The sequence below is a fragment of the Pseudarthrobacter sp. NIBRBAC000502771 genome (genome assembly GCF_006517215.1).
Classification (GTDB): Bacteria; Actinomycetota; Actinomycetes; order Actinomycetales; family Micrococcaceae; genus Arthrobacter; species Arthrobacter niigatensis.
The window spans coordinates 2,847,082-2,871,641 of the sequence record NZ_CP041187.1; the positions used below are offsets into that span (position 1 = coordinate 2,847,082).

Annotated in this window: 24 protein-coding genes, 1 tRNA gene and 1 other RNA gene; 14 read left to right on the top strand and 12 right to left on the bottom strand. The window is 65.6% G+C overall.

Translation table 11 applies throughout. The features are described 5' to 3' along the window. Positions 1–61: 61 nt before the first annotated feature. From dprA to NIBR502771_RS13305, 3 genes are all read left to right on the top strand, one after another. The gene (gene dprA / locus NIBR502771_RS13295; RefSeq protein WP_141161552.1) at positions 62–1,240 is read left to right on the top strand and encodes a DNA-processing protein DprA; all 1,179 of its coding nucleotides are present in this window, start codon (positions 62–64) and stop codon (positions 1,238–1,240) included. A gap of 85 nt (positions 1,241–1,325) precedes the next feature. Then, positions 1,326–2,213, top strand: coding sequence for a tyrosine recombinase XerC (locus NIBR502771_RS13300; protein WP_141161553.1), 888 nt, complete (start codon positions 1,326–1,328; stop codon positions 2,211–2,213). Between the two features lie 240 nt (positions 2,214–2,453). After that, positions 2,454–2,957: a DUF3145 domain-containing protein gene (locus tag NIBR502771_RS13305; protein WP_141160163.1), complete on the top strand. Its 504-nt coding sequence runs from the start codon at positions 2,454–2,456 to the stop codon at positions 2,955–2,957. 120 nt (positions 2,958–3,077) lie between these two features. Here NIBR502771_RS13305 and NIBR502771_RS13310 read toward each other — a convergent pair whose 3' ends face one another. From NIBR502771_RS13310 to aceE, 6 genes are all read right to left on the bottom strand, one after another. Continuing rightward, entirely contained in the window at positions 3,078–4,313 is a 1,236-nt protein-coding gene (locus NIBR502771_RS13310) for a beta-ketoacyl synthase (RefSeq protein ID WP_141160164.1), read from the bottom strand. 175 nt (positions 4,314–4,488) lie between these two features. Further along, entirely contained in the window at positions 4,489–4,734 is a 246-nt protein-coding gene (locus tag NIBR502771_RS13315) for an acyl carrier protein (RefSeq protein ID WP_009359314.1), read from the bottom strand. Positions 4,735–4,811: 77 nt separating this feature from the next. After that, a complete protein-coding gene (locus NIBR502771_RS13320; RefSeq protein WP_141160165.1) occupies positions 4,812–5,873 on the bottom strand; it encodes a beta-ketoacyl-ACP synthase III in 1,062 nt (353 codons plus the stop codon). Beyond that, entirely contained in the window at positions 5,870–6,799 is a 930-nt protein-coding gene (locus NIBR502771_RS13325) for an ACP S-malonyltransferase (protein ID WP_210411220.1), read from the bottom strand. Before NIBR502771_RS13325 ends, NIBR502771_RS13320 begins: the two co-directional genes overlap by 4 nt. 88 nt (positions 6,800–6,887) lie before the next feature. After that, a complete protein-coding gene (locus NIBR502771_RS13330) occupies positions 6,888–8,132 on the bottom strand; it encodes a CdaR family transcriptional regulator (RefSeq protein ID WP_141160167.1) in 1,245 nt (414 codons plus the stop codon). A gap of 184 nt (positions 8,133–8,316) precedes the next feature. Continuing rightward, positions 8,317–11,058, bottom strand: coding sequence for a pyruvate dehydrogenase (acetyl-transferring), homodimeric type (gene aceE / locus NIBR502771_RS13335; RefSeq protein ID WP_141160168.1), 2,742 nt, complete (start codon positions 11,056–11,058; stop codon positions 8,317–8,319). Positions 11,059–11,484: 426 nt separating this feature from the next. On the opposite strand from aceE, the gene NIBR502771_RS13340 reads away from it, so the two are divergent. The 5 genes from NIBR502771_RS13340 (at position 11,485) to NIBR502771_RS13360 (ending at position 13,886) form a co-directional block, all read left to right on the top strand. Continuing rightward, complete coding sequence (locus NIBR502771_RS13340; protein WP_141160169.1) at positions 11,485–11,904, top strand: DUF3052 domain-containing protein; 420 nt, start codon at positions 11,485–11,487, stop codon at positions 11,902–11,904. After that, entirely contained in the window at positions 11,901–12,395 is a 495-nt protein-coding gene (locus NIBR502771_RS13345) for a peroxiredoxin (protein ID WP_141160170.1), read from the top strand. Before NIBR502771_RS13340 ends, NIBR502771_RS13345 begins: the two co-directional genes overlap by 4 nt. Positions 12,396–12,401: 6 nt before the next feature. Then, positions 12,402–13,322, top strand: coding sequence for an NAD-dependent protein deacetylase (locus tag NIBR502771_RS13350; RefSeq protein ID WP_141160171.1), 921 nt, complete (start codon positions 12,402–12,404; stop codon positions 13,320–13,322). A 97-nt stretch (positions 13,323–13,419) separates the two neighbouring features. Continuing rightward, positions 13,420–13,495 (top strand) — tRNA-Val (locus NIBR502771_RS13355). Positions 13,496–13,595: 100 nt separating this feature from the next. Continuing rightward, a complete protein-coding gene (locus NIBR502771_RS13360) occupies positions 13,596–13,886 on the top strand; it encodes a hypothetical protein (RefSeq protein ID WP_141160172.1) in 291 nt (96 codons plus the stop codon). Positions 13,887–14,043: 157 nt separating this feature from the next. On the opposite strand, the gene NIBR502771_RS13365 is transcribed toward NIBR502771_RS13360, so the two are convergent. Further along, positions 14,044–14,769 (bottom strand): FadR/GntR family transcriptional regulator, encoded by a 726-nt coding sequence (locus NIBR502771_RS13365; protein WP_141160173.1) that lies wholly within the window; start codon positions 14,767–14,769, stop codon positions 14,044–14,046. Between the two features lie 197 nt (positions 14,770–14,966). Between NIBR502771_RS13365 and gndA the strand changes: the two genes are divergently transcribed. After that, on the top strand, positions 14,967–16,403 hold the full coding sequence (gene gndA, locus NIBR502771_RS13370; RefSeq protein WP_141160174.1) for an NADP-dependent phosphogluconate dehydrogenase: 1,437 nt from the start codon (positions 14,967–14,969) through the stop codon (positions 16,401–16,403). 127 nt (positions 16,404–16,530) lie between these two features. Next, positions 16,531–17,364: an oxidoreductase gene (locus tag NIBR502771_RS13375; protein WP_141160175.1), complete on the top strand. Its 834-nt coding sequence runs from the start codon at positions 16,531–16,533 to the stop codon at positions 17,362–17,364. A 32-nt stretch (positions 17,365–17,396) separates the two neighbouring features. On the opposite strand, the gene epsC is transcribed toward NIBR502771_RS13375, so the two are convergent. The 3 genes from epsC to msrA form a co-directional block, all read right to left on the bottom strand. Next, positions 17,397–17,981 (bottom strand): serine O-acetyltransferase EpsC, encoded by a 585-nt coding sequence (gene epsC / locus NIBR502771_RS13380; RefSeq protein ID WP_141160176.1) that lies wholly within the window; start codon positions 17,979–17,981, stop codon positions 17,397–17,399. A gap of 39 nt (positions 17,982–18,020) precedes the next feature. Then, positions 18,021–18,956 (bottom strand): cysteine synthase A, encoded by a 936-nt coding sequence (cysK, locus tag NIBR502771_RS13385; protein WP_141160177.1) that lies wholly within the window; start codon positions 18,954–18,956, stop codon positions 18,021–18,023. Between the two features lie 65 nt (positions 18,957–19,021). Continuing rightward, a complete protein-coding gene (gene msrA / locus NIBR502771_RS13390) occupies positions 19,022–19,546 on the bottom strand; it encodes a peptide-methionine (S)-S-oxide reductase MsrA (RefSeq protein WP_141160178.1) in 525 nt (174 codons plus the stop codon). Between the two features lie 99 nt (positions 19,547–19,645). Between msrA and NIBR502771_RS13395 the strand changes: the two genes are divergently transcribed. Together NIBR502771_RS13395 and NIBR502771_RS13400 are read left to right on the top strand one after the other, a co-directional pair. Continuing rightward, positions 19,646–20,569, top strand: coding sequence for a Nif3-like dinuclear metal center hexameric protein (locus tag NIBR502771_RS13395; RefSeq protein ID WP_210411221.1), 924 nt, complete (start codon positions 19,646–19,648; stop codon positions 20,567–20,569). A gap of 60 nt (positions 20,570–20,629) precedes the next feature. Then, a complete protein-coding gene (locus tag NIBR502771_RS13400; RefSeq protein WP_141160179.1) occupies positions 20,630–21,367 on the top strand; it encodes a zinc ribbon domain-containing protein in 738 nt (245 codons plus the stop codon). 28 nt (positions 21,368–21,395) lie between these two features. Here NIBR502771_RS13400 and NIBR502771_RS13405 read toward each other — a convergent pair whose 3' ends face one another. Beyond that, a complete protein-coding gene (locus NIBR502771_RS13405) occupies positions 21,396–22,160 on the bottom strand; it encodes a YaaA family protein (RefSeq protein WP_141160180.1) in 765 nt (254 codons plus the stop codon). A gap of 57 nt (positions 22,161–22,217) precedes the next feature. Here NIBR502771_RS13405 and rnpB point away from each other — a divergent pair. Next, positions 22,218–22,605: RNase P RNA component class A (gene rnpB / locus NIBR502771_RS13410), an RNA gene on the top strand. 297 nt (positions 22,606–22,902) lie between these two features. After that, positions 22,903–23,085 (top strand): hypothetical protein, encoded by a 183-nt coding sequence (locus NIBR502771_RS13415; protein WP_141160181.1) that lies wholly within the window; start codon positions 22,903–22,905, stop codon positions 23,083–23,085. A gap of 977 nt (positions 23,086–24,062) precedes the next feature. Here the strand turns inward: NIBR502771_RS13415 and NIBR502771_RS13420 are convergent. Beyond that, positions 24,063–24,512, bottom strand: a complete 450-nt coding sequence (locus NIBR502771_RS13420; RefSeq protein ID WP_141160182.1) for a hypothetical protein — start codon at positions 24,510–24,512, stop codon at positions 24,063–24,065. Between the last annotated feature and the right edge of the window lie 48 nt (positions 24,513–24,560).

Consider the following 24,560-nt stretch of genomic DNA (forward strand, 5'->3'; position numbering starts at 1 on the left):
ACGGAACGGACTAATGGAACTGCGGGTGGAAAGGGAACGGGCCGTGAAAAAGACGCGGGACATGGAAACGGAACGGCTGGCGCGGGCCGCCCTCTCACGGCTGATGGAACCGCAGGATGCGGCGGGCCTGGCCCTGGTGCAGCTTGCTGGGGCGACGGAGGCACTGCGGATCGCCACAGGCCGGGTGGCGGCCGGCCCTGACCTGGAGCGCGACATCACGGCACTCCTGGCAGACAGCGGATCGGCCGGCAGCTGGGCCGGACTGGCAGCAGCTCTAAGGCGTTGGCAGCCACGGATCCCCGACCTCGCCCCCGAACGCGACCTGGCCACCATGGCCAGGCTGGGCGGACGCGTCATCATTCCCGGCGATGAGCTGTGGCCTGCACAGCTTGCGGACCTGGGAATCCAAGAACCCATCTGCCTGTGGTGGCGCGGGCAGGAACAGCCGCTGCCTGCACTGGAGAAGTCCATCGCCCTCGTGGGGTCCCGGGACAGCACCAGCTATGGGGCAGCGGTCACCGGAGACCTCGCCTACTCCCTGGCGCAGCGCGGCTATACGATTGTTTCCGGCGGCGCCTACGGAATTGACGCCCATGCGCACCGGGCTGCCCTTGCCGGCGGATCCGCAGCCGTGCCTACCATCGCCGTCATGGCCGGGGGAGTGGACAGATTCTATCCGTCCGGAAACGAAGACCTGCTGCGGGCTGTCGCCAACCAGGGCGCAGTCCTGGCAGAAGTACCACCGGGGTCCGCCCCGACCCGCTACCGCTTCCTGCAGCGGAACCGGCTGATAGCTGCCCTGTCCGAGGTGACAGTAGTGGTGGAGGCGCGCTGGCGGTCGGGCGCCCTCAACACGGCACACCACGCTGAGACGCTGGGCCGCGCCGTCGGCGCTGTCCCCGGGTCTGTCCACAGCGCCAACTCCGCCGGGTGCCACCGGCTTCTCCGGGACGGAGGGGCAGTCTGCGTCACCGATGCGGCGGAAGTGGCCGAGCTCGCCTCGCCGAGCGGAACAGGACTGCCTGAGCAACGGGCTTCAGAAGCGGCCGTCCAGGACGGGCTGACCCTGGAGGACCTGATCCTGCTGGATGCGCTGCCGCTGCGCTCCACCACGTCGGTGGAAAAGCTTTCGGTCGTGGCAGGACTGGCGCAGGATTCCGTCCGGGCAGGACTTGGCAGGCTGGGGTTGCTGGGATTGGCCGTGGCAGAGCGGGGTGGCTGGAAACGCGGCAAAGGGTAACCGTGTCAGCACGCCGGGCAGCACACGCAGCTGGGAAAGTAGAGGAGTGGAACATGAACAACTGCCCGTGGAACTCGGGAAGGCAATGGACGCGTTCGCCGGCTATCTGTCGGGGGAGCGCGCAGTGTCGGAGCACACCAAGCGGGCTTACCTGGGCGACCTGCACAGCCTCCTCGCCCACGCGGCATCGGAAGGCGTGGCAGGACTGAAGGACCTTGAACTGGGCACTTTCCGCCGCTGGCTTGGGACCCAGAGCTCAGCCGGCGCGTCCCGGGCCACCCTGGCGCGCCGGTCCGCCACGGCCCGGGTGTTCACGGCCTGGGCGCTCAGGGAAGAAGTCATCGACGTCGACCCCGCCCTTCGCCTGAAGGCACCTAAACGGGAAGGATCCCTCCCGGGCGTGCTGCAGGCCTCGCAGCTCACCCGCATCCTGGAGGGACTCGAGGCGCAGGCCGCGGACGGCGGACCGCTTGCCGTGAGGAACCGGGCCATGGTGGAACTCCTCTACGCCACGGGTATCCGGGTGGGGGAACTTGCCGGCCTCGACGTCGACGACCTTGACCCGGACCGCCGGACGCTCCGGGTGGTCGGCAAAGGCAACAGGGAACGCACCGTCCCTTTCGGGGTTCCGGCCGCCGTGGCCGTTGACGACTGGCTCCGCCGGGGGCGCCCGATCCTTGTAAAGGACGGCAGCGGACCCGCCCTTTTCCTCGGGGCGCGCGGTGGACGTGTTGACCAGCGCCAGGTCCGTGTCCTGGTCAACACCCTCTTCGAGGCGCTCGGGGACACTGCCGCTTCCGGGCCCCACGCGCTGCGCCACTCCGCCGCCACGCATCTGCTGGACGGGGGCGCGGATCTTCGGGCGGTGCAGGAGCTCCTGGGCCACAGCAGCCTGGCCACCACCCAGATCTATACCCATGTCTCGGTGGACCGCCTTCGGAAGAGTTATCAGCAGGCGCATCCCAGGGCCTGAGCGGTGTGGCTATTCGCACTGGCGTAATTTTGCGGGGTGCGGCACAATAAGAGTCACGTCCGGCAACTTTCAAGTGCGGCTTGAAGCTCCCTGAGCTTCGCGCTGCACGGCAAGTCCGGACGCGGCTTTATTCGATACATCTAAATATGCACAAGGAACCACCACCGCAGAGCAGTGCACGGCAGTTCCATCCAGGCAGAGGTCGTTGGGGAAGACGTACCTATAGCTATGGAGGATGGAATGTCTGTTGCAATGACCCGCGGTGTGCTGTTCGTTCACTCGGCCCCTACGGCGCTGTGCCCCCACGTTGAGTGGGCGGTTGGCGCCGTCGTGGACAAGCGGACGGACCTTGAGTGGACCCCGCAGCCTGCCGCCCCCGGCATGTTCCGGGCCGAGTTGTCCTGGACCGGAAACCCCGGCACGGGAGCCAAACTGGCGTCCTGCCTCCGAGGCTGGGCGCATCTTCGCTATGAGGTTACGGAGGAGCCAAGCCAAGGCGTGGACGGGGGCCGTTGGTCGCACACCCCGGAGCTGGGGATCTTCCATGCCGTCACGGACGTCCACGGAAACATCATGGTGTCCGAGGACCGGATCCGCTACGCGTACGAGTCCGGCGCCGGAGACCCGGCCGCCGTTTACCACGAACTCTCCCTCGCCCTCGGGGAGGCCTGGGACGAGGAACTCGAACCGTTCCGCCACGCTGCCGAGGGCGCCCCGGTGCGCTGGCTCCACCAGGTGGGCTGACCGCCGTCGTCCGTCCCCGCGGTGGCCTGTCCCCCGCAACACTTCCATAGCAACAAAAAGGGAGGCCCCGCCTGTTGGCGGGGCCTCCCTTGGGTTTCCGGGCTGATTGCCCGGACATGGCTAGACGCTGCGGATGGCCACCACGGCGTTGTGTCCGCCGAAACCAAACGAGTTGCTCAGCGCCACGATGCTGCCGCCAGGCAGGTCACGGGCGGAGGTGACAACGTCGAGCGGGATCTCAGGATCCTGGTTCTCAAGGTTGATGGTCACCGGTGCCTTGCGCTCGTGGACGGCCAGCACGGTCAGGACCGCCTCGACCGCGCCGGAAGCACCCAGGAGGTGGCCCATCTGCGACTTGGTGGCCGAGACGGCCACGTTGTCCACGTGGGTGCCCAGCGCAGCGCGCAGGGCCGTGTACTCGGGCTTGTCGCCAACGGGGGTGGAGGTGGCATGCGCATTGACGTGCACCACGTCTTCAGCCTGGATGCGGCCGTCAAACATGGCAGCCTTGAGTGCACGGGTGGCACCGAGACCTTCGGGGTCCGGGGCGGTGATGTGGTAGGCGTCGGCGGTCACGGACGTGCCGGCCAGTTCAGCGTAGATGCGTGCGCCGCGGGCCAGGGCGTGCTCTTCGGCCTCCAGGACCAGGGCGCCGGCCCCTTCACCCATGACGAAGCCGTCACGTGCGGTGTCGTAGGGGCGGGAAGCGCCCTGGGGATCATCGTTCCGGCGGGAGAGCGCCTGCATGGACGCGAAGGCCGCCAGCGGCATGGGGTGGATGGCTGCTTCTGCCCCACCGCACATCACCACGTCCGCCTTGCCGGAGCGGATGAGTTCCAGGCCCAGGTGCATGGCTTCCGTACCGGAAGCGCAGGCGGAGACGGGTGTGTGCGCGCCGGCGCGGGCACCGAGGTCCAGGCTGACGGCCGCGGCAACACCGTTGGGCATCAGCATGGGCACTGTCATGGGCAGGACCCGGCGCGGGCCCTTTTCCTTCAGGGTGTCCCAGGCATCAAGCAGGGTCCAGACGCCACCGATGCCGGTGGCAAACGCGACAGCCAGCCGGTCCTGGTCGAATTCGGTGATGCCCGAATCGGCCCAGGCTTCGCGGGCGGCGATGACGCCGAACTGGGTGGACGGGTCCATCCGCTTTGCTTCGACACGGCTGAGAACGTCCAGCGCAGGGGTGCTGCAGCGTGCGGCGAAGTGGACGGGGAGCTCGTACTTGGCGACCCAGTCGTCCTCAAGGGTGCGGGCACCGGAGACCCCTTTGAGGGCGTTGTTCCACATCGTGGGTACATCGCCGCCGATGGGCGTGGTGGCACCCAGACCGGTAATGACTACTTTGCGCGTCATGGGATCACTCTTTCGTCGGTGGGGAATCCGCCTGCACCTGTCGCAGGGTCCCGCACATATTGATGATCGGCCAGTCCCGGTCGGGGTTCTGCGCCGGATAAAAACGGCGGGCTGCCGGTCCGGTCATTCCGGACCGGCAGCCCTGCCAAGCCGTAAGACGGCGAAAAGCCTGGTGTTAGGCCTGGGCTCCGGCGATGAAGCTGACGGCGTCGCCGACGGTCTTGAGGTTCTTGACCTCTTCGTCCGGGATGCGCACGCCGAACTTTTCCTCGGCGTTGACCACGATGGTCATCATGGAGATGGAGTCGATGTCCAGGTCCTCGGTGAAGGACTTGTCCAGCTCGACGGCCTCCGGGGCCAGGCCGGTTTCTTCGTTGACGATTTCAGCCAAGCCGGCCAGGATCTCTTCGTTGCTAGCCATTGGTGGCTCCTTTTCTTGTATTGCCGGCAGGGGCTGCCGGAAACGGTCCGGGCCGCGGATGCGACCCTTGGGCGTATCTAGGGAAGGACAATTACCTGTGCGCCGAAGACCAGTCCGGCTCCGAAACCGATCTGCAGGGCCAGCCCGCCGCTCAGTCCGGGGTTCTCCTGAAGGAGCCGGTGGGTTGCCAGCGGGATGGAGGCAGCCGACGTGTTGCCGGCCTCGGCAATGTCCCGTGCCACTGTAACGGTCTCGGGCAGCTTCAGCTTCTTCACCATCTCGTCGATGATGCGCATGTTGGCCTGGTGCGGGATAAAGGCAACCAGGTCTTCAGCCTGGATGCCGGCGGCATCGAGTGCCTGCTGGGCCACCTTGGCCATTTCCCACACTGCCCACCGGAACACCGTCTGTCCGTCCTGGCGGAGGGTGGGGTACAGCTCCTGGGCTTCCTCCAGCAGCGCGAGGTCGCCCGTGGAGTCGGACTGCCGGGCTGCCAGGCCCAGGTCGCGGACGTCCAGCAGTGAGCGGGTCATGCCGATGGCATCCCACCTGCTGCCGTCCGAGCCCCACACGGACGGAGCGATGCCGGGGGTGTCGGAAGGACCCACGACGACGGCGCCGGCGCCGTCACCGAGGAGGAAGGAGATGGTGCGCTCCCGGTTGTCGATGACGTCGGACAGCTTCTCGGCGCCCACCACCAGCACATACTTGGCGGTGCCGGACCGGACCAGGGCATCGGCCTGGGCAATGCCGTAGCAGTAACCGGCGCAGGCCGCGGAGATATCGAAGGCGGGCGCGGGCGTGGCACCGATGCGGTCAGCCAGGCTGGCCGCGGCTGAGGGAGTGGCGTACGGGTGGGTGACCGTGGAGACAATGACAGCGCCGAGTTCCGAGGCTTCAATGCCTGCCTTCGTCATGGCTTCGCGGGCGGCGCCTTCGGCCATATCGATCACACTGACGTCGGCAGGAGCGCGGTGGCGGGTGACGATCCCGGTGCGCTGGCGGATCCACTCGTCGGAGGAATCGATCCACTGGCACACGTCCTCGTTGGTGACGATGACGTCCGGCCGGTAAGCGCCGAGGCCGAGGATGCGGGTGTGCTCCTGGATGGGAGCCTGTTTCAGCGTGGGAACGCTCATGCGTTGCCCTCCAGTTCTGCGAAGAGCGCCAGTGCGGCGGACAGGTCATCGGGGGTTTTGACAGCAACGGTCTTGACGCCGGGCATGCCGCGCTTGGCAAGGCCTGCCAGGGTACCGGCGGGCGCCAGTTCGATCACGCCGGTGACGCCCCGCTTCACCATGGTTTCCATGCACAGGTCCCAGCGGACGGGGCGGGACACCTGGGCGATCAGGCTTTCGACGGCGGCGCCACCGTCGGTGACTTCGCCGCCGTCGTAATTCGACAGCAGGGGCACCTTGGGGGCCACCGGGTTCAACGTCGGCGCCAGCGCCTTGAGCGCATCAACAGCGGGCGACATGTGGCTGGTGTGGAATGCTCCGGCCACCTTGAGCGGAATAACCCGGGCCTTGGCGGGTGGGTTCTCGGCGAGGGCCTTCAACTGGTCGAAGGTGCCCGCCGCCACCGTCTGGCCGGCGCCGTTGACGTTGGCAGGGGAAGCCCCGGATGCCTCGATGGCGGCCAGGACCTCGGCGGGGTCACCGCCCACCACAGCGCTCATGCCGGTGGGGGTGACGGCTGCCGCTGCCGCCATGCTGTTGGCACGCTCCCGCACGAACGTCATGGCTTCCGCTTCGGTCAGCACGCCGGCCAGGGCTGCTGCGGTGATCTCGCCTACCGAGTGGCCGGCAAGGATGACAGGAAGGGAATTGAGCTCCACATCGAAGAGGGAGGCCGCGGCGACAAGCCCGGCAGCAACGATCAGGGGCTGCGCCACGGCAGTGTCCTTGATGGTTTCCTCGTCGGAGGTGGTGCCATGGGCTATCAGGTCGATGCCTGCCATGTCACTCAGGGAGGCCAGCTGGCCTGCCACCGAGGGAAGTTCCAGCCAGGGGGCAAGAAAACCCGGGGTCTGTGAGCCCTGTCCAGGGCAGACTATTGCAAGCACGTAACCAGCTTTCCAAATTACTGTGTGATCCAGCGGTGTTTCTCCGCACCAAGCTCACGGGGTCAGATTGTAGGAAGTCTACAATGCCTCAGGCCTGGTTCCGGGACGGCTGGCGCTCCGTGGCGGCCTTCGGCGGCGCTGAAAGACGGCCCACCACCAGTGCCGCCTGCAGCACGAAGGCCTCTCTTGGGAGCAACGGGTCCCACCCGGTGACGTCGCAGACCCGCTTCAACCGGTAGCGCACTGTGTTGGCGTGGACGAAGAGTTCCCGGGCGGTGGCCTCCAGTGAATGGCCCAGCTCCAGGTAGGTTCCCAGCGTTTCGACCAGGCCGTTGGAGGCAGCCAGGAGCGGCCGGTAGATGTTCTTCACCAGGGAACGCCGGGCGGCGTCATCCCCGGAAATCACCCGCTCGGGCAGCAGGTCGTCCGCGGCCACCGGACGCGGCGCTGACGGCCACGCCCGCGCCGCCGTCAGGCCGGCAAACGCGGACTGGGCAGAGCCGCTGGCCTCCAGCAGTGAACTGGCCTCGGGTCCGTAGACCACCGGCCCCGGGGCGAACATGTCGCTCAGCTTCACGTAAGCGGTTTCGCGGTCCTGCACCCCGCCAAGGATAAGGATCAGCCGGTCGCCCTGGATTCCCACCAGCGCGTCCTCGGCGTAACGGCCCGCCATCCGCCGCAGTTCGCTGACATAGCTGGCGCTTGGTTCCGACGGCGAATTACCCACCATCACCGTGAAGCGCTCCTGTGCCTTCCAGCCCAGCGCCGCAATGCGGGAGCGCAGGGCATCGGTGTTCTCGCCGCGCAGGATGGCATCCACAATCAAAGCTTCCAGCCGGGTGTCCCACGAGCCGCGGGACTCTGCGGCCCGCGCGTAGACGTCCGCGGCAGCGAAAGCGACTTCCCGCGAATAGCGCAGCACGGCCTCCCGCAGGGACGGCTGGTCGGCCTCGGGTGCAATGACGGGCACCTGGTCCTCCACCACCTCCACCACGATCCTGATCAGCTGCAACGCCTTCTGCAGGCTGATGGAACGGGTCAGCTCCGTAGGTGCCGTCCCGAAGACGTCGGTCAGGATCCACGACGGTGAGCTGGGCCGTTCGTACCAGGTGACAAAGGCGGCGATACCGTTCTGCGCCACCATGCCGAGAGCGGAACGCTCGTCCGCGCTGAGCCGGCTGTACCAGGGGAGGGACTGCTCAAGCTTGCGCATGGTGGTGGTGGACAGTTGACCCACGTTGGCGCGGAGCTGCTTAAGGGTTTCGGACTTCTCCGGCGTGACCTTCGGCGGCGAGGGTTTCCGCTTCGAGGACTGGCTGGCTGGTGCTGGCATTCTCTGAGCATACGGCCACCGCCGCGCAAGCTCCATTTGTGCGAAGGCTACAACGCGCCTTGCCCTGCGTCACAGCGCCCGCCGCCCCACGGCTGGTCCGCCCGGGACAGAACGACGGCGGCCCTCACCTTGTGGGGTGAGGGCCGCCGTCGTGGTTCACTGCTGGATCCGTCCAGCCGGAAGGCTAGGCTTCGCCTCCGGCGTTGCCGGTGGTGCCGGCATTGACGTTGAGCAGCTTGTACTTCTCGATTGCCTTGACCGGGGCGTCAACATCCACCTCGCCGCGGCGTGCCAGCATTTCAAGGGCACGGACCACGATGGAGTGGGTGTCGTTCTTGAAGTAGCGGCGGGCTGCTGCGCGGGTGTCTGAGAAGCCGAAGCCGTCGGCGCCGAGGGTGGCGTATTCGTTGGGGACGAACTGCCGGATCTGGTCGGGGACCGCTTTCATGTAGTCCGAGACGGCGACGATGGGGCCGGTGGCGCCTTCGAGTTGCTGGGTGACGAAGGGGACGCGGGCGGGTTGGCCGGGGTTGAGGAAGGCTTCTTCTTCGGCGGCGAGGCCGTCGCGGCGCAGTTCGTTCCAGGAGGTCACGGACCAGACGTCGGCGGAGACGTTCCAGTCATCGGCGAGGACGCGCTGGGCTTCGATGGCCCAGGGCACGGAGACGCCGGAGGCGAGGATCTGGGTGCGGGGACCGTCGATCTTGGCCGGGGCGAGGAGGTAGATGCCCTTGATGACGCCTTCGACGTCGAGGTTCTCGGGTTCTGCGGGCTGGATGATGGGTTCGTTGTACACGGTGAGATAGTACATGACGTTTTTGTCCGTGGAGTCCGGCCCGTACATCCGTTCCAGGCCGGAGCGGACGATGTGTCCGATTTCGTAGCCGTAGGCGGGGTCGTAGGTGAGGACGGCGGGGTTGGTGGAGGCCAGGAGGGGGGAGTGGCCGTCGGCGTGCTGGAGGCCTTCGCCGGTGAGGGTGGTCCGTCCTGCGGTGGCGCCGATGATGAAGCCGCGGGTCATTTGGTCGCCGGCGGCCCAGAAGGCGTCGCCGGTGCGTTGGAAGCCGAACATGGAGTAGAACACGTAGACCGGGACCAGGGGGACGCCGTGGGTGGCGTAGGAGGTTCCGGCGGCGGTGAAGGCTGCCACGGCGCCGGCTTCGTTGATGCCGGGGTGGATCAGCTGCCCGGCGGGGGATTCCTTGTAGGCCAGGACCAGGTCCCGGTCCACCGACAGGTAGTTCTGCCCCTTGGGGTTGTAGATCTTCGCAGTCGGGAAGAACGCATCCATGCCAAACGTGCGGGCTTCGTCCGGGATGATCGGGGCGATGTGCTTGCCGAAGTTCTTATCCCGCATCAGGTCTTTCAGGAGCCTGACGAACGCCATGGTGGTTGCGGCCATCTGCTTGCCCGAGCCGCGCTTGGCCACCTCGTAGGACTTGGCCTCCGGCAGCACGATCTCGGCGTGGGTGTCGCGGCGCTCCGGGACGGATCCGCCCAGGGCCGCCCGGCGCTCCATCATGTACTTGATTTCTGGGGTGTCGTTACCGGGGTGGTAGTACGGCGGCCGGTAGGAGTCCTTCTCCAGCTGCTCGTCGGTGACCGGGATCCGCAGGTGGTCGCGGAACTTCTTCAGGTCATCGAGGGTGAGCTTCTTCATTTGGTGGGTCGCGTTGCGGCCCTCGAAGTGCGGTCCGAGGCCGTAGCCCTTGACGGTGTGAGCGAGGATGACGGTGGGTTTGCCCTTGAATTCGGTGGCGGCTTTGTAGGCGGCGTAGACCTTGCGGTAGTCGTGGCCGCCGCGTTTGAGGTTCCAGATCTGGTCGTCGGTGAGGTCCGCGACGAGGTCCTTGGTCTGCGGGGTTTTGCCGAAGAAGTGTTCGCGGACGAACCCGCCTGACTCGGCCTTGTAGGTCTGGTAGTCCCCGTCGACGGTTTCGTTCATGATCTTCACAAGCGACCCGTCGGTGTCGCGGGTGAGCAGGTCGTCCCATTCCCGGCCCCAGACGACCTTGATCACGTTCCAGCCCGCGCCGCGGAAGAACGCTTCGAGTTCCTGCATGATCTTGCCGTTGCCGCGGACCGGGCCGTCCAGGCGCTGGAGGTTGCAGTTGATCACGAAGTTCAGGTTGTCCAGGTTCTCGTTCGCTGCGAGCTGGAGCAGGCCCCGGGACTCGGGCTCGTCCATTTCACCGTCGCCCAGGAACGCCCAGACCTGCTGGTCCGAGGTGTCCTTCAGGCCCCGGTTGTGCAGGTAGCGGTTGTTCTGTGCCTGGTAGATCGCGTTCATCGGCCCGATGCCCATGGACACGGTGGGGAATTCCCAGAAGTGCGGCATCAGGCGCGGGTGCGGGTAGGAGGAGAGGGCGTGGCCCTCGCGGGACTTTTCCTGCCGGAACCCGTCCAGGTCCTCCTCGGAGAGGCGGCCTTCCATGAACGCCCGGGCGTACATGCCGGGGGAAGCGTGGCCCTGGAAGAAGACCTGGTCCCCGCCGCCGGGGTGGTCCTTGCCGCGGAAGAAGTGGTTGAACCCGACCTCGTACAGGGTCGCGGCCCCGGCGTAGGTGGAGATGTGCCCGCCGACCCCGATATCGGGCCGCTGCGCCCGGTGCACCATGACCGCGGCGTTCCACCGCATGTACGCCCGGTAGCGGCGCTCGAACTCCTCGTTGCCCGGGAACGCCGCTTCCTGGTCCACCGGGATGGTGTTCACGTAATCGGTGGTGGTCACCATCGGCACCCCCACGCTCTGCGCGCCCGCACGCTGCAGCAGGCTCCGCATGATGTATTGGGCACGCTCGGTACCCTGTTCCCTGATCAACGCGTCCAGGGACTCAACCCACTCGGCAGTCTCTTCCGGATCACGATCAGGCAGCTGGTTAGTCAACCCGCTGAGGATATGGGAGGTATCTTCTCCTGCAGCCACGTCCAACCTCTCTTTGCGCGCATGAATCGGCGCACTCAGGCCAGGCAGGATGACTGCCCGGCGTACATACGCCGTGTGCGACGTATCGGTTACAACAGCCCGGGCATGTGTGCCGGGCAGCTTCCTAGCGCTCCTATGTCTGCACGGAGTCACAAGGTAGTCGTCCCGCAGGCATAGTTGTCACCAGCCACTCTAGCCCTGACCGGAACACGATGCGTAGCCGCGGCCCGGTGCTGCAGTTGTATTTCGTTCGTCATACTGGTTGTGTGACGAAAAGCCCCTGCGACGGGGATGCCGCGGCCGGATGTGACGCAGAATATGCGCAGTCCAGGGGGCGGCAGCTTGAAGCGCAGGCACAAAGGGTGTTGGCTTGGGAGTAATGGAAATCACTATGCGCACCGCATATATGAGGTATTGGAGGAACACGTGAGCGAGGCCGACGCCGCCACTTCGGTAAATGTGGCGGAAAAATTGGGTTTCAAGAACGGGGATCTGATTCAGGAGTTCGGTTACGACGACGACGTCGATTTCGACTTGCGTGACGATATTGAGGACCTCACCGGTTCCGAAATGCTCGACGAGGACGACCATGAGGTGGCGGACGCCGTCATCCTCTGGTGGCGTGACGGCGACGGGGACCTGGTGGACAGCCTGATGGATTCCCTCACAACGCTCAGCGAAAACGGCGTTGTCTGGGTCCTCACTCCCAAGTCCGGCCGGGACGGCTACGTTTCGCCTGCGGAAATCCAGGAAGCTGCCCCCACCGCCGGCCTGCACGTCACCACCTCCGCCGGAGTCTCAAAGGACTGGAGCGCTGTCCGCCTGGTCAGCAGGAAGAACAAGTGACGGCAGCGGTCCAGCCCGTCGCCGCAGCCATACCCTCGCTGGGCGCCGAAGCTCCCGATTTCGAGCTGGCCAACCAATACGGTGAGCCGGTGAAACTGTCCTCCTTCCGCGGCCGGAACGTTGCTGTGGTCTTCTACCCCTTTGCCTTCTCCGGTATCTGCACCGGCGAGCTATGCGAAATTCGGGACAACCTGGGCATGTTCGAGGATTCGGACACTGTTGTCCTGGGCGTGTCCGTGGACAGCAAGTTCAGCCTCCGCGCCTACGCGGCGCAGGAGGGCTACAGCTTCGATCTCCTGGCCGATTTCTGGCCGCATGGGGCTGTCGCCAGCGCGTACGGTGTGTTCGACGCCGGCAGCGGCATGGCAAAGAGGGCCACGTTCATCATCGACGGCGACGGCAGGATCCGCTACAGCGTGGTGAACCCCCGCGGACAGGCCCGGGACTTCAGCGAATACCGCTCCGCCCTCGCGGACCTTAAGCGGGACTAGGAAGCCATGGCCGGGCAGCGGCGGGGGACAGGCCTTACCGGGTTCGCCAGCATGCCGCCGGTGGCCCCTGCCCCGCCGTCGGGAAATGACCTCGATGTCCTGGCCCGCATCCGCGACCTCCTCGCGGGCGCCCCCTTCGCCCTGCTGACGGGTGCCGGACTGAGCACCGATTCCGGCATACCGGATTACCGCGGCCCGGATTCGCCACCGCGTTCGCCCATGACCTACCAGGAGTTCGTCCGGGACGCAGCCAACCGGCAACGGTACTGGGCCCGGAACCACATCGGCTGGTCCCACATGCGGCACGCGGACCCGAACCAAGGGCACTACTCCGCCGCTGAGCTGGAACGGCGCGGCTACCTCACCGGCCTCATCACCCAGAACGTCGACCGGCTGCACCAGGACGCCGGCAGTTCCAACGTCGTGGACCTCCACGGCAGGTATGACCAGGTGGTCTGCCTGGACTGCGGGCGCACTTACTCCCGGCGCTTGCTGGCTGGTGTTTTCGAGGAACTGAACCCCGGCTTCCTGGAACGGGCAGCGGCGGGCGGCCTGGTGGAAATGGCACCGGACGCTGACGCCACCGTAGAGGACCAGGCCCTGATCAAAAGCTTTGTGGTGGCAGTCTGTCCTGCCTGCGGTGGCACCCTGAAGCCGGACTTCGTCTACTTTGGGGAAAACGTGCCCAAGGACCGGGTGGAGCGCTCCTACGCAATGGTGGACGAGGCCGCAGCCTTGCTGGTGGCCGGCTCGTCGCTGACAGTCATGAGCGGCCTGCGGTTCGTCAGGCACGCTGCCAAGGAATCCAAGCCCGTGGTCATCATCAACCGGGGCGCCACCCGCGGCGATGACAAGGCAACCATCAAGCTTGAAGCCGGGGTCAGCCAGGCGCTGGATTACCTCGCCGCGGAACTACCGCCACTGTAGGCCGTCCCTTTCTTCCACGGATTCGCGTTTCCGGTGCCCGGTCGGGTAGAGTCTATGTTCGTTGGTTACGGCGGAACGGCCGGAAACAGCGCAATTCGGGTCTTTAGCTCAGCTGGTAGAGCGCCACGTTTACACCGTGGATGTCATCGGTTCGATCCCGGTAGGACCCACCAAGGAAACCCCGTTGCCCCGCCTGATGGCGGAGGCGGCGGGGTTTTTTGTTGATCCCTCCTGCCGGGCGTGATTGTCGGTGCCTTGCCGTAGCTTGCAGGCATGGAACACGTCATAGTGCATACGGACAGCGAAGGGATGCCCACTGCGGTGCTGAGCCGGGGGAGGGAATGGGCAGTCGGCGCCGAGCCGACGAGGTGGTTCGAGCGGATCAACTGGTGGGAAACCACCCGGAGGATGCCAAAAGGCGCCGGCGGCGTCGACGTCGAAGTCCTGCAGGTCCAGGTGAGGCTGGGGCACAATGACAGGTCGGCACTTACCACCATGTATCTCCAGCGGGACGGGCTGGGCGGTGGTTGGAGATTAAGGGAGCCGGTGGCGGGGGCAGCCTAGGAGGCCGGGCTACGTCCCCCGGGCATTGGAAAACCCTCCACCGCGACTATTGGGGGATGCCGCGGTGGAGGGCCTGCGATGAATATACCGTGAACTTCCGGAAACAAAAAGTCACGCCTCGTCATATTTCCGGGGGTCCCCGGCTGCCGGGCCGTGCTTACTGCCGGACGGGGATAAATACCCGTGGCTGTTCGGTCCAGGTATCGGCCATCTGGGACATCGTGCGCCGCATGATCCGGTCCGACGCATCACGTGCTGATGCGGCGTCACCCCGGGCGATCGCCTCCGCCACATCCTCATGCCATTGCAGGGCAGCCTGGTGCGGGTGGTCGGGCATCAGGCCGTGCACCGTACGGCCTGTCAGGGTTTCTGCCACCTGGCCCATGAGGTTGGCGAACATCTCGTTACCGGAGCCTGAGAGCAGCAGTGAATGGAAGCGGATGTCCAGCTCCAGGAACCGCGCCACCTCGCCGTTGTTGCCGGCTTCGCGCATGGCACGGGCAACGTCCACGAGTTCCATCCGCAGGGCCGCCGGAGCATTCTGCGCTGCCAACTCGGCAGCGGCAGGCTCCACGGCCGCGCGCAGCTCAGCCAGTGAGCGCAGCTGGGCGCCGCGTGCATCGCTGGCCAGGCGCCACCGGATGACCTGCGGATCGAAGGGATTCCAGTGGCTGGCCGGCATCACCCGGATCCCCACCCGCTTGGTGGTCTCCACCAGGCCCAGGGACTGCAGGACCCGCACCGCTTCCCGGATCACGGACCGGGACACCTTCAGTTCATCCTCCAGCTGCTCCGCGAGCATGACATGGCCTGCGGGGAGTTCCCCCGTGACGATCCGGGTGCCCAGGTTCTCGATGGCACGGTGGTGGAGGCTGCTGGTCATGCTGTAAGCCTAGTTGTTGGCAACCATGTGGCCGGCAGCGTACCGGACGGGCGCCGACATAATCGGTCCCAGTTCGTGGCCGCCACTTTCGCGCCACCACGAGAATATATATGCTTTATTCCGACCCCCTGATCTGCCCCGGTGACTTCCGCCTGCGGAAGCCGGCAGCCGAGGCGAACAATGAATTGGAGTTATTGATGTCTGCACACATCGGTGTCACCGGCCTCGCCGTCATGGGCGCCAACCTGGCACGCAACCTGGCACGCAACGGATTCACCGTTGCCCTGCACAACAGGTCCGTGGAGAAGACGGATGCGCTGCTGGAAAAACACGGCTCGGAAGGTGACTTCATCCGGACCGAAACCCTGCAGGAACTGGTCGATTCCCTGGAGAAGCCGCGCCGGGTGCTCATCATGGTCAAGGCCGGCAAGCCGGTCGATTCAGTAATCGAGCAGCTGGAGCCGCTGCTGGAGCCGGGCGACATCATCATTGACGCCGGCAACTCCCACTACGAGGACACCCGCCGCCGGGAAGCGGCCCTGGCCAAGAAGGACCTGCACTTCGTGGGCGTCGGAGTGTCCGGCGGCGAGGAGGGTGCCCTGAACGGCCCCTCCATCATGCCCGGCGGTTCCAAGGAGTCCTACAAGGCACTGGGCCCGCTGCTGGAAAAAATCTCCGCAAAGGTCGACGGCGAGCCCTGCTGTGCCTGGATCGGCACCGACGGTGCGGGCCACTTCGTCAAGATGGTCCACAACGGCATCGAATACGCCGACATGCAGGTCATCGGCGAGGCCTTCGACCTGCTCCGCTCCGGTGCAGGCATCGAGCCGGCCGAGCAGGCAAAGATCTTCTCCGAGTGGAACAAGGGTGATCTTTCGTCGTTCCTGATCGAGATCTCCGCCGAGGTCCTGGGCCACGTTGACGCCAAGACCGGCAAGCCGTTCGTCGACGTCGTCGTTGACGCTGCCGGCCAGAAGGGCACTGGCCGCTGGACGGTCATCTCTGCCCTGGAGCTGGGTTCACCGGTCTCGGGCATCGCCGAGTCCGTTTTTGCCCGCGCACTCTCCTCCCAGGCCGCACAGCGCAAGCTGGGCCAGGAACTGCTGGCCGGCAACGAAGCCACCGTGGAGGTCCCCGAGACGTTTGTCGAGGACGTCCGCCAGGCGCTCTACGCCTCCAAGCTGGTCTCCTATGCCCAGGGACTGGACATGCTCACCTCCGCAGCCAAGGAATACGGCTGGGACCTGAAGCTTGACGAAATCGCGTCCCTGTGGCGGGCAGGCTGCATCATCCGCGCCGAGCTCCTCAAGGACATCACCAAGGCCTACGCCGCCGACGAAAAGCCGGCCAACCTGCTTTTCGCCCCGGCGTTCACCAAGGCCGTCGCAGACGCCCTGCCCGCCTGGCGCCGCGTTGTTGCCACCGCCGTACAGCTCGGCATCCCGGTACCGGTGTTCTCGTCCTCGCTGGCGTACTACGACGGACTGCGCCGCAAGCGCGTGGCCGCCGCCCTGATCCAGGGCCAGCGCGACCTGTTCGGCGCCCACACGTACGGCCGCGTCGACACCGAAGGGACCTTCCACACCCTCTGGGGCGAGGACAAGTCCGAGGTTGAAGCGGTGGACACGCACTAGGCAGCACCATTTCCAGCCTGGCGGCCGGCGCGACTAGATACTCTGGGGGCGCCGCCCGCTGGTGTTTCCGGCCGGACCGTCCGTCGATCCGCGCTGCCTGCCCGTCCCGTCCCAAGGAGTCCCGCCCATGAGCCAGCCCATCGTTTTTGTCACCGGCGCGTCCACGGGAATCGGCTTTGAAGCCGCAAGGAAGCTCGCTGCCCACGGTTTCACGGTCTATGCCGGCGCCCGCCGGGTGGAGAAAATGGAGCCGCTCAGGGCTGACGGCGTCCGGATCCTGCCGCTGGACGTGACAGACGAGGAGTCAATGGGTGCGGCCGTGGGGGAAGTGCTCGCAGCCCACGGCAGGATCGACATCCTGGTCAACAACGCCGGGTACGGGTCCTACGGGTCGCTGGAGGAAGTGGAGTTGGCTGAAGGCCGGCGGCAGTTCGAGGTCAACCTTTTCGGGCTGGCCCGGATGACGCAGCTCGTGCTGCCGGCCATGCGTGCCGCCGGGAGGGGCCGGATCATCAATATTTCATCGATCGGCGGAAAGATGTACGAGCCGCTGGGTGCCTGGTACCACGCCACGAAGTTCGCTGTGGAGGGCCTTAGCGATTCGCTCCGGGTGGAGCTCAAGCCACACGGAATCGACGTATCCATTATCGAGCCGGGCGGTACCCAGTCCGAATGGGGCACCATCTCCGCCGAAGGCCTGCTGGCCAATTCGGGCTCGGGACCATATGCAGCGCAGGCCAAGGTCGTGGCAGCCGCGCTGGCCTCCACCGACGGTTCGGCAATGTCCTCGCATCCGGAAGTTATCGCGGAGGCGATTGTCCATGCAGCCACGTCGCCGCGGCCCAGGACCCGGTATCCGGTGGGCAAGGGCGCGCGGGCCATCCTGCTGCTGCGCCGGCTGCTCCCGGACCGTGCCTTCGATACCGTTCTGTGGGCCATCTACAGGCGTTTCCCCGGTTAGCAACGCACCAGGCCCCGCCCGAATTGCGTCCGCTAGATCCGGTACTCGATGTCGTATTCGGCCGGGTCAACGGCGGGCTTGGTTTCCCGCTGCGCATCCCGGTGCCGCCATTTGGCGGGAACTCCGGTGATGATCGACTCCGGCGGCGCGTCCTTGACCACCACCGCGTTGGCGCCCACGGCGCTGTCCCGTCCAATGGTGATTGGCCCCAGGATCTTGGCACCGGCGCCGATGGTCACGCGGTCGCCGATGGTGGGATGCCGCTTGATCCGGGCCAGGGAACGTCCGCCCAGGGTCACACCGTGGTAGATCATCACGTCCTCGCCGATCTCTGCCGTCTCGCCGATCACCACACCCATGCCATGGTCAATGAAGAAGCGGCGGCCGATCGTGGCACCCGGATGGATCTCGATACCGGTCCAGGACCGGCCCAGCTGGGACAGCAGGCGCGCCGGGAAGCGAAGCGACGGGTTCTGCCACATGCGGTGCGTCAGCCGGTGGATCCAGATGGCATGGAGGCCGGAATAGGCGAAAAAGTTCTCAAAAGAACCTCGAGCCGCCGGGTCGTGGGACCGGGCGGCGTCGAGGTCTTCCTTCAGTCTTGCGAAAAAGCCCACAAAGTTCTTTCTACAGGAAACGGGCGGACAGCGGACTGATCAGCCGCGGATGTCGTCATAGAGCACGGTGGAAATGTAACGCTCACCGAAGTCGCACACTACGGCAACAATCAGCTTGCCTGCGTTTTCCGGCCGCTTGGCCAGCTCCAGGGCGGCCCAGACAATCGCGCCCGAGGAGATGCCGCCGAGGATGCCTTCCTTGATGCCCAATTCGCGGGCTACCCGGACCGAATCCTCAAGGGTGGCGTCGATGACCTCGTCGTAGATGTTGGTGTCGAGCAGTTCGGGGATGAAGTTGGCGCCCAGGCCCTGGATCTTGTGCGGGCCGGGAGCGCCGCCGTTCAGGATGGGGGAGTCCTTGGGTTCCACAGCCACGATCTGGACGCCGGGCTTGCGCTCCTTCAGGACCTGTCCGACGCCGGTGATGGTTCCACCGGTGCCGATGCCCGCCACGAAGATGTCTACCGCGCCGTCAGTGTCGGCCCAGACTTCCTCGGCGGTGGTCCTGCGGTGCACCTCGGGGTTGGCCTCGTTGGCGAACTGCTGTGCCCAGATGGAGTTCTCGGTGTTGGCCACGATTTCCTGGGCCTTTTCCACGGCGCCGCGCATGCCCTCTGAACCGGGGGTCAGCACAATTTCGGCGCCGAATGCGCGCAGCATGACCCGGCGCTCCGTGGACATGGTCTCCGGCATGGTGAGGATGACCTTGTACCCGCGGGCAGCACCCACCATGGCCAGGGCGATGCCCGTGTTGCCGGAAGTGCCTTCGACGATGGTGCCGCCGGGCTTCAGGGCACCGGACTTTTCCGCGGCGTCGATGATGGCCACACCGATGCGGTCCTTGACGCTGTTGGCCGGGTTGTAGAACTCCAGCTTCACGGCAACGGTGGCGTCCAGTCCCTCGCTGAGCCGGTTCAACCGAACCAGCGGGGTCCCGCCGACCAGCTGCGTTACATCGTCATAGATCCGTGCCATGTACATACGCCTATCTCTAAGGGGTGGATACTGAGGTCAGCCTAACGAGGCCGCGTAACGGTGGGCTAAGCGTTAAGCCATGCAGAGTAATATTTCCGGGCCTTGGCCAGCTTAGGGTTGATGATCACCTGGCAGTACCCCTGCTCCGGGTGCTTGGCGTAGTAATTCTGGTGGAATTCCTCCGCCACATGGAACCGCGGGAGCCGGCTGACCTCGGTGACGATGGGGTGCGCCCATAATGCCTGGTTGCGGTCGATCGCCTCTTCGAAGAGGATCTTCTCCTCTGTGGTCTCGTAGAACATCGAGGAGCGGTACTGGGTGCCGACGTCGTATCCCTGGCGGTTCAGCGTGGTGGGATCATGCAGGGCGAAGAACATGTCCAGGACCACCTCCGCGGGGATGATGTCCTCATCGAAGGTCACGGCCACAACTTCGGCGTGGCCGGTGGTTCCACTGCAGACCGAGTAGTAATCCGGCTGCGGATCGTGGCCGCCGGTGTAGCCGGACACCACTGAGGTGACGCCCTTGGTCCTCTGGTAGACGGCGTCCAGGCACCAGAAGCACCCTCCGCCCAAAACAAAAGTTTTCATGACCTCTTCAATGGTTGACGGTGCCGGAAGATTCCCCGGCACCCCGGCCCAGTGCCGCAAACTGCGGCGGCGCGGGGCCAATGGGGTAAAACTAAGACTATGGAACCTGTGGACACCGACGTTAGCGGCCAGGCAGATCACGACGGCGACGCCTCTTCCGGCACGCCGGCCGCGGCCGGTTCCGCGGACGCCCCCACATTGGCCGAACTGCTGCTTGCGGTTGAGGAGCTGTGGCCTGAATCCCTGGCGGAGAACTGGGACGAGGTGGGGCTCGTGGCGGGCCATCCCTCGGCACCGGTCACGAAGGTGATGTTCGCGGTCGATCCCACCCTGGAAGTCATTGAGGAAGCGGTTGAGTGGGGAGCGGAGCTGCTCATCACCCACCACCCGCTGCTGCTGAAGGGCGTCACGTCCGTGGCAGCCACGTCGGCAAAGGGCAGGGCGGTCCACCGGCTTATCGAGTCGGGGACGGCACTGCTGACCGTGCACACCAACGGCGACTCCGCCGTAGGAGGTGTCTCCGATGTCCTGGCCGACGCCCTGGGACTCCAGGATGTCGCCCCCCTGACCGTGGCGGCCAACGGGCTGCCGGAGGAGGGCATTGGGCGGGTGGGGGACCTCGCGGATGCCATGAGCCTGGGTGACTTCGCGGCCCGGGTCTTCGGAATCCTTCCGTCCGTGGCCGGGGGCGTGCGTGTCTCCGGGGACAAGGACGGGCTGGTGCGGCGCATCGCGGTCTGCGGTGGTGCGGGGGATTCGCTGTTCAACGAAGTGCGTGCCAGCAACGCCGACGTCTACGTCACCGCTGACCTCCGCCACCACCCGGCGTCGGAAGCGCGGGAGGCCGCCGTCAACGGACGGCCGTACCTGGTGGACGTGTCGCACTTTGCGAGCGAATGGCTCTGGCTGCCAGCCGCGGCCGCGGCTCTGGGCAACGTCCTGGCCGACCAGGGCCATGACGTGGAGATCCTGGTCAGCACCACCAACAGCGATCCGTGGGACTTCATCCTCACTCCCGGCTAGAGTCTAGGAAGCGCCTGTTCGGTGCCCGGCCCAGGCCGGAAGGATCCAGCGGAGGTAAACGTGGCCAAGGCAGCACCGGCGGAACAGTTGAAGTTGCTCGAACTGCAGGGCCTTGACGCCAGGTTGAAAGGCCTCACCAACCGCCGCCGCACGCTCGAAAACGATCCCCGCATCAAGGACCTCGAGGCCGCCCTGTCCGTCGCCAACGGTGAACTGGGCGCGGCCAAGGTGGCCGTGCACGACGCCGAGGCTGCGCTGAAGCGGGCCGAGGCCGACGTCGAACAGGTTGCCTCCCGGATCCAGCGTGACGAAGCGCGGCTCAACAGCGGCACCGGCCTGTCCAAGGACCTGATGGCACTGCAAAAGGACATTGCGTCGCTGAACAAGCGGCGCTCCGACCTTGAAGACGTGGAACTGGAAGTCATGGAGCGGCTGGACTCGCTGCGGGAACGGCAGGCGGCCCAGCAGCAGATTGTCGACGACATCCAGGGGTCCTTTGGAACCATCAAGGCCGAGCTCGATGCGGCCCTGGCGGACGTGGAAACAGAAGCGGCAGGGCTTCGTACCCAACGGGGCGTTTTTGCCCAAGGCCTGGACGCAGGCCTGCTGGCAATTTACGAAAAAACGCTCGCGAAGCGCGGGGTGGGCGCCGCGCGGCTCTTCCACGGCACCTCGGAAGCCTCGGGCATGAAGCTCAGCCCGGGCGACCTCGCCGAGATCAAGGCAGCCGCTGCCGACGACATCGTGTTCTGCCCGGACTCCGGCGCCATCCTGGTCCGTTCGGACGAGTGGTCCTGACCGGACTGCAAGGCAACCGGCCGGACGGTCAGCCCGGCAGGATGATGTTCAAGGCGTGCGGTTTGCGTGCGGTGCCGGGCACCAGCTCCGCCTCCCACTTTTCGCGGGCAGCCTTCAGAAGGTCCGACGGCGCCCCGGGGGCCTTTCCACGGCGCACCAGCAGGTGCCGCGCCAGTTCGCCGCGGGTGTGCTTGGCGAAGTGGCTCACCACCTTCCGGACTCCTCCACTTTCGGTGAAGACGTTGACCGTGACGGTCTGCTGCGCCGGCGGAGCCCACGCTGCCGCATAGGTGCTGGACCGGCAGTCCACCAGCAAGTGCCCCTGCGCTGCGGCGCTGAGGGTATCCCCAAGCTGTTCCTTCCAAAACGGAGCCAGCCGCCCGACGTCGGGCAGGGAAGTGCCCATTGACAACCGGTAGGCGGGAACGCTGTCGCCAAAGCGGAGGGCTCCCCACAACGCCGAGATCACCAGGACGGACTCATCGGCCTTGCGGCGCTGCACCGGCGTCAGGCTCCGGTACCCCAGGGCGTCGTACAGGACACCCGAGTAGATGCTGTGGGCAGGGGCCGCCGGCTCGGCGTGCAGCCGGGTATTGCGCTCGACGTCGTCCCGCAGCGATGCCCCTACGCCCAGCAGGGCGAGGGCGTCCTGGTGGGCGCTGACCGTACCAAGCGCCTCGAGGACCTTCGCGCGGTACGGGTTGAGCTCCGGGAAGCCCAGGGCGGTCCAGTCGACGGCGGGACCGCGGAGCGCCGGCGTCTTGCCTTCGGAAGGGGGAAGCAGAATCAGCACCGTCCGATCCTACCGGCGACAAAAGCGGCCGGTGGCGCCGGTAGACTGGGAGCCGGATGGGACAGCCAGACGGCCGCGCGCCACGCAAGTGGCTCGAGGAACGTCCGGGCTCCGCAGGGCAGGGTGGTGGGTAACGCCCACTCGGGGTAACCCGCAGGCCAGTGCCACAGAAAACAGACCGCCTGCATTTCCGGCCCCGGCCGGGGAGGGCAGGTAAGGGTGAAACGGTGGTGTAAGAGACCACCAGCTTCCCGGGTGACCGGGAAGGCTAGGTAAACCCCACCCGGAGCAAGGCCAGACAGGACACGTTCGAGGGCTGCCCGCCCGAGTGTCCGGGTAGGCCGCTGGAGGGTGCCGGCAACGGTACTCGTAGATGGATGGCCGTCGCTCCCTCGCCGGCAACGGCAGGGGAGAACAGAACCCGGCGTATCGGCTGTCCCATCCACTCAACAGGCCAAGATCCTCATGCAGACGGGGATTTGGCCTGATTCTTAGGCATTTTTGCAACCACCGCTTGTCGCGGTTTGACACGGTTTAATCGGCTTATGGTCGACTGTTTTGCCCATAAATTCCCCATGAAATCCTTGGCTTCAGAACTGCACGTACCGGCCATGCCATTCACCCTCAGAGGGGCGCCTCACATTGGCGGCGGGCACCCAGCAATCAAGGTGCTGGAAGTTCTCGTCAGTCCACACCACGTTCACCCATTCCCGGTCCTAGAACGTCGCGTAGTCGCGTAGCAGTGCACTTCGACAGTCCCACCGGCCGCCAGGGGAACCTGGGCGATGACTTGCAGCTCGGTGCGGTGCTCGAACCGGGAGACATGGCCGACCTGCACATCAGGTTGCGGATCCGCGTGCTCGTACTCCGTACCGTCAATGGTGAAGCGCGCTGGCTTATCGAAGAGTCCCATAGCCCCACTTAACCACCAAGAAGGCCCCGCACCATCGGGGGATGGGGTACGGGGCCAACGATGCGGCGGCTCGGATCCTTGGGGGAAAGCGCCGAACCGCCTCGACAAAATTACTGGCAAGTAAGAGCGGCGGCAACATGCATTTTTGCAGGTTCGGCCTTGCATCAGTGCAGATTCATACGATGACCATTTGGAACCGGCACTGAGACGAGCCCTGTCTGCTCAAAGTGCGCCTAGCCCCGGTCGCCAGCGAGCCCTCAAATCGGGCACCCGCTGTTCTTAGACGTACCCTGACGCCAGCGGCTAATCCACCTAACCACCGAAAGCGCCCCACCTAGGTAGAGTCGGGTGCCATGACAACATGTTCCGTATTGCGCTGCGCCACGACAGCCACCACTTCCTTCAATCCATATCCCGAGTACCAGCCTGGGGCGCTGCCCGTATGTGCCCAGCACGCTGCGGCCATCGAGGCGGGAGACCGCTGGATATTCGATGGGCAAGTGGGAGACATGCTGGGCCTTGGCGATGAGATGCCCGGCGCCTCGTTGTTCCTTCGCATGGGCAGCGACCTGCCGCGGATCATCACGTCCATGACTATGCAGAGGGCTAGGGCCTCGGAGAAGGGCTCACTGCTGACCATCAAATATGAGTCAGCAGACGGCCCTAGCTCGGAAGAGTTTGGGTGGATGAGTTCAACGAACAGTTTTTGGCAAACGCATACGGCCCCGTGCCGGAACCGCCGCAGCGTTAGGTGGACTGACACGAGAAAAAAGCCCCGCCCTCCAGAGAGGGCGGGGCTTTTCCAGTAGGGGAACTTTAGCTGGCTACAACGTTCGAACCATCCACGTCCAAGCTAATTGCCGATCAATATGACTCGGTGTGGAAAAGTGCGACGCCGTTGTTGACCGAGGCGGAAAGCTCGGCAGTGGATAGCGCTAACCTGCAGGTCTCAGGAGTACCCGGACCTGCCTCGGACGACCCTGGCCCACCTACATCCCAGACGCAAGAGCCCGAAGCTCCCTAGGGACGACCTCGGGGACAAGTATCTGTTGTTCTGGGGTGAGGGCGACGGCGTTGAGGATGCGGCGGATGACGTCGGCGACGAGGGCGCCTTGGGATTCGGCGAGTTTGACCTTGCGTTCTTCGATGCCGGCGCGCAGTGCCAGGGCGCAGACCTTGGCTAGGTGGTCGCGTTCCTTGAGGTAGAGCTCGTACCAGACGGAGGGTCCGGCTTTCTCGGTGGTGACGTCGACGAGGCCTTGGGGTCCGACGCCGTCCTCGTGCTTCTCCTTGCCCCACACCAGGTCCTCGGACTGTAGCTCCTGGACTTTCTCCCGTAGCCAGGCGACGTGCCCCGCGGTCCAGTGGATCTCGTCCAGCAACGCTTTGCCCGGGTCGACGTCCACGGGCAGGCCGAGGGTCCTGATCGCGGACTCCATCTGCCTTTGCGCTGCAGCGGTAGCCAGCCGCCGTTCTGCTGCCGCCTT

Coding starts and splice junctions, on each gene's coding strand:
- dprA (WP_141161552.1), top strand. CDS start 62: ATGGAAACGGAACGGCTGGCGCGGGCCGCCCTCTCACGGCTGATGGAA.
- NIBR502771_RS13300 (WP_141161553.1), top strand. CDS start 1,326: ATGGACGCGTTCGCCGGCTATCTGTCGGGGGAGCGCGCAGTGTCGGAG.
- NIBR502771_RS13305 (WP_141160163.1), top strand. CDS start 2,454: ATGTCTGTTGCAATGACCCGCGGTGTGCTGTTCGTTCACTCGGCCCCT.
- NIBR502771_RS13310 (WP_141160164.1), bottom strand. CDS start 4,313: ATGACGCGCAAAGTAGTCATTACCGGTCTGGGTGCCACCACGCCCATC.
- NIBR502771_RS13315 (WP_009359314.1), bottom strand. CDS start 4,734: ATGGCTAGCAACGAAGAGATCCTGGCCGGCTTGGCTGAAATCGTCAAC.
- NIBR502771_RS13320 (WP_141160165.1), bottom strand. CDS start 5,873: ATGAGCGTTCCCACGCTGAAACAGGCTCCCATCCAGGAGCACACCCGC.
- NIBR502771_RS13330 (WP_141160167.1), bottom strand. CDS start 8,132: ATGCCAGCACCAGCCAGCCAGTCCTCGAAGCGGAAACCCTCGCCGCCG.
- NIBR502771_RS13350 (WP_141160171.1), top strand. CDS start 12,402: ATGGCCGGGCAGCGGCGGGGGACAGGCCTTACCGGGTTCGCCAGCATG.
- NIBR502771_RS13360 (WP_141160172.1), top strand. CDS start 13,596: ATGGAACACGTCATAGTGCATACGGACAGCGAAGGGATGCCCACTGCG.
- NIBR502771_RS13365 (WP_141160173.1), bottom strand. CDS start 14,769: ATGACCAGCAGCCTCCACCACCGTGCCATCGAGAACCTGGGCACCCGG.
- gndA (WP_141160174.1), top strand. CDS start 14,967: ATGTCTGCACACATCGGTGTCACCGGCCTCGCCGTCATGGGCGCCAAC.
- NIBR502771_RS13375 (WP_141160175.1), top strand. CDS start 16,531: ATGAGCCAGCCCATCGTTTTTGTCACCGGCGCGTCCACGGGAATCGGC.
- cysK (WP_141160177.1), bottom strand. CDS start 18,956: ATGGCACGGATCTATGACGATGTAACGCAGCTGGTCGGCGGGACCCCG.
- msrA (WP_141160178.1), bottom strand. CDS start 19,546: ATGAAAACTTTTGTTTTGGGCGGAGGGTGCTTCTGGTGCCTGGACGCC.
- NIBR502771_RS13395 (WP_210411221.1), top strand. CDS start 19,646: ATGGAACCTGTGGACACCGACGTTAGCGGCCAGGCAGATCACGACGGC.
- NIBR502771_RS13420 (WP_141160182.1), bottom strand. CDS start 24,512: ATGGAGTCCGCGATCAGGACCCTCGGCCTGCCCGTGGACGTCGACCCG.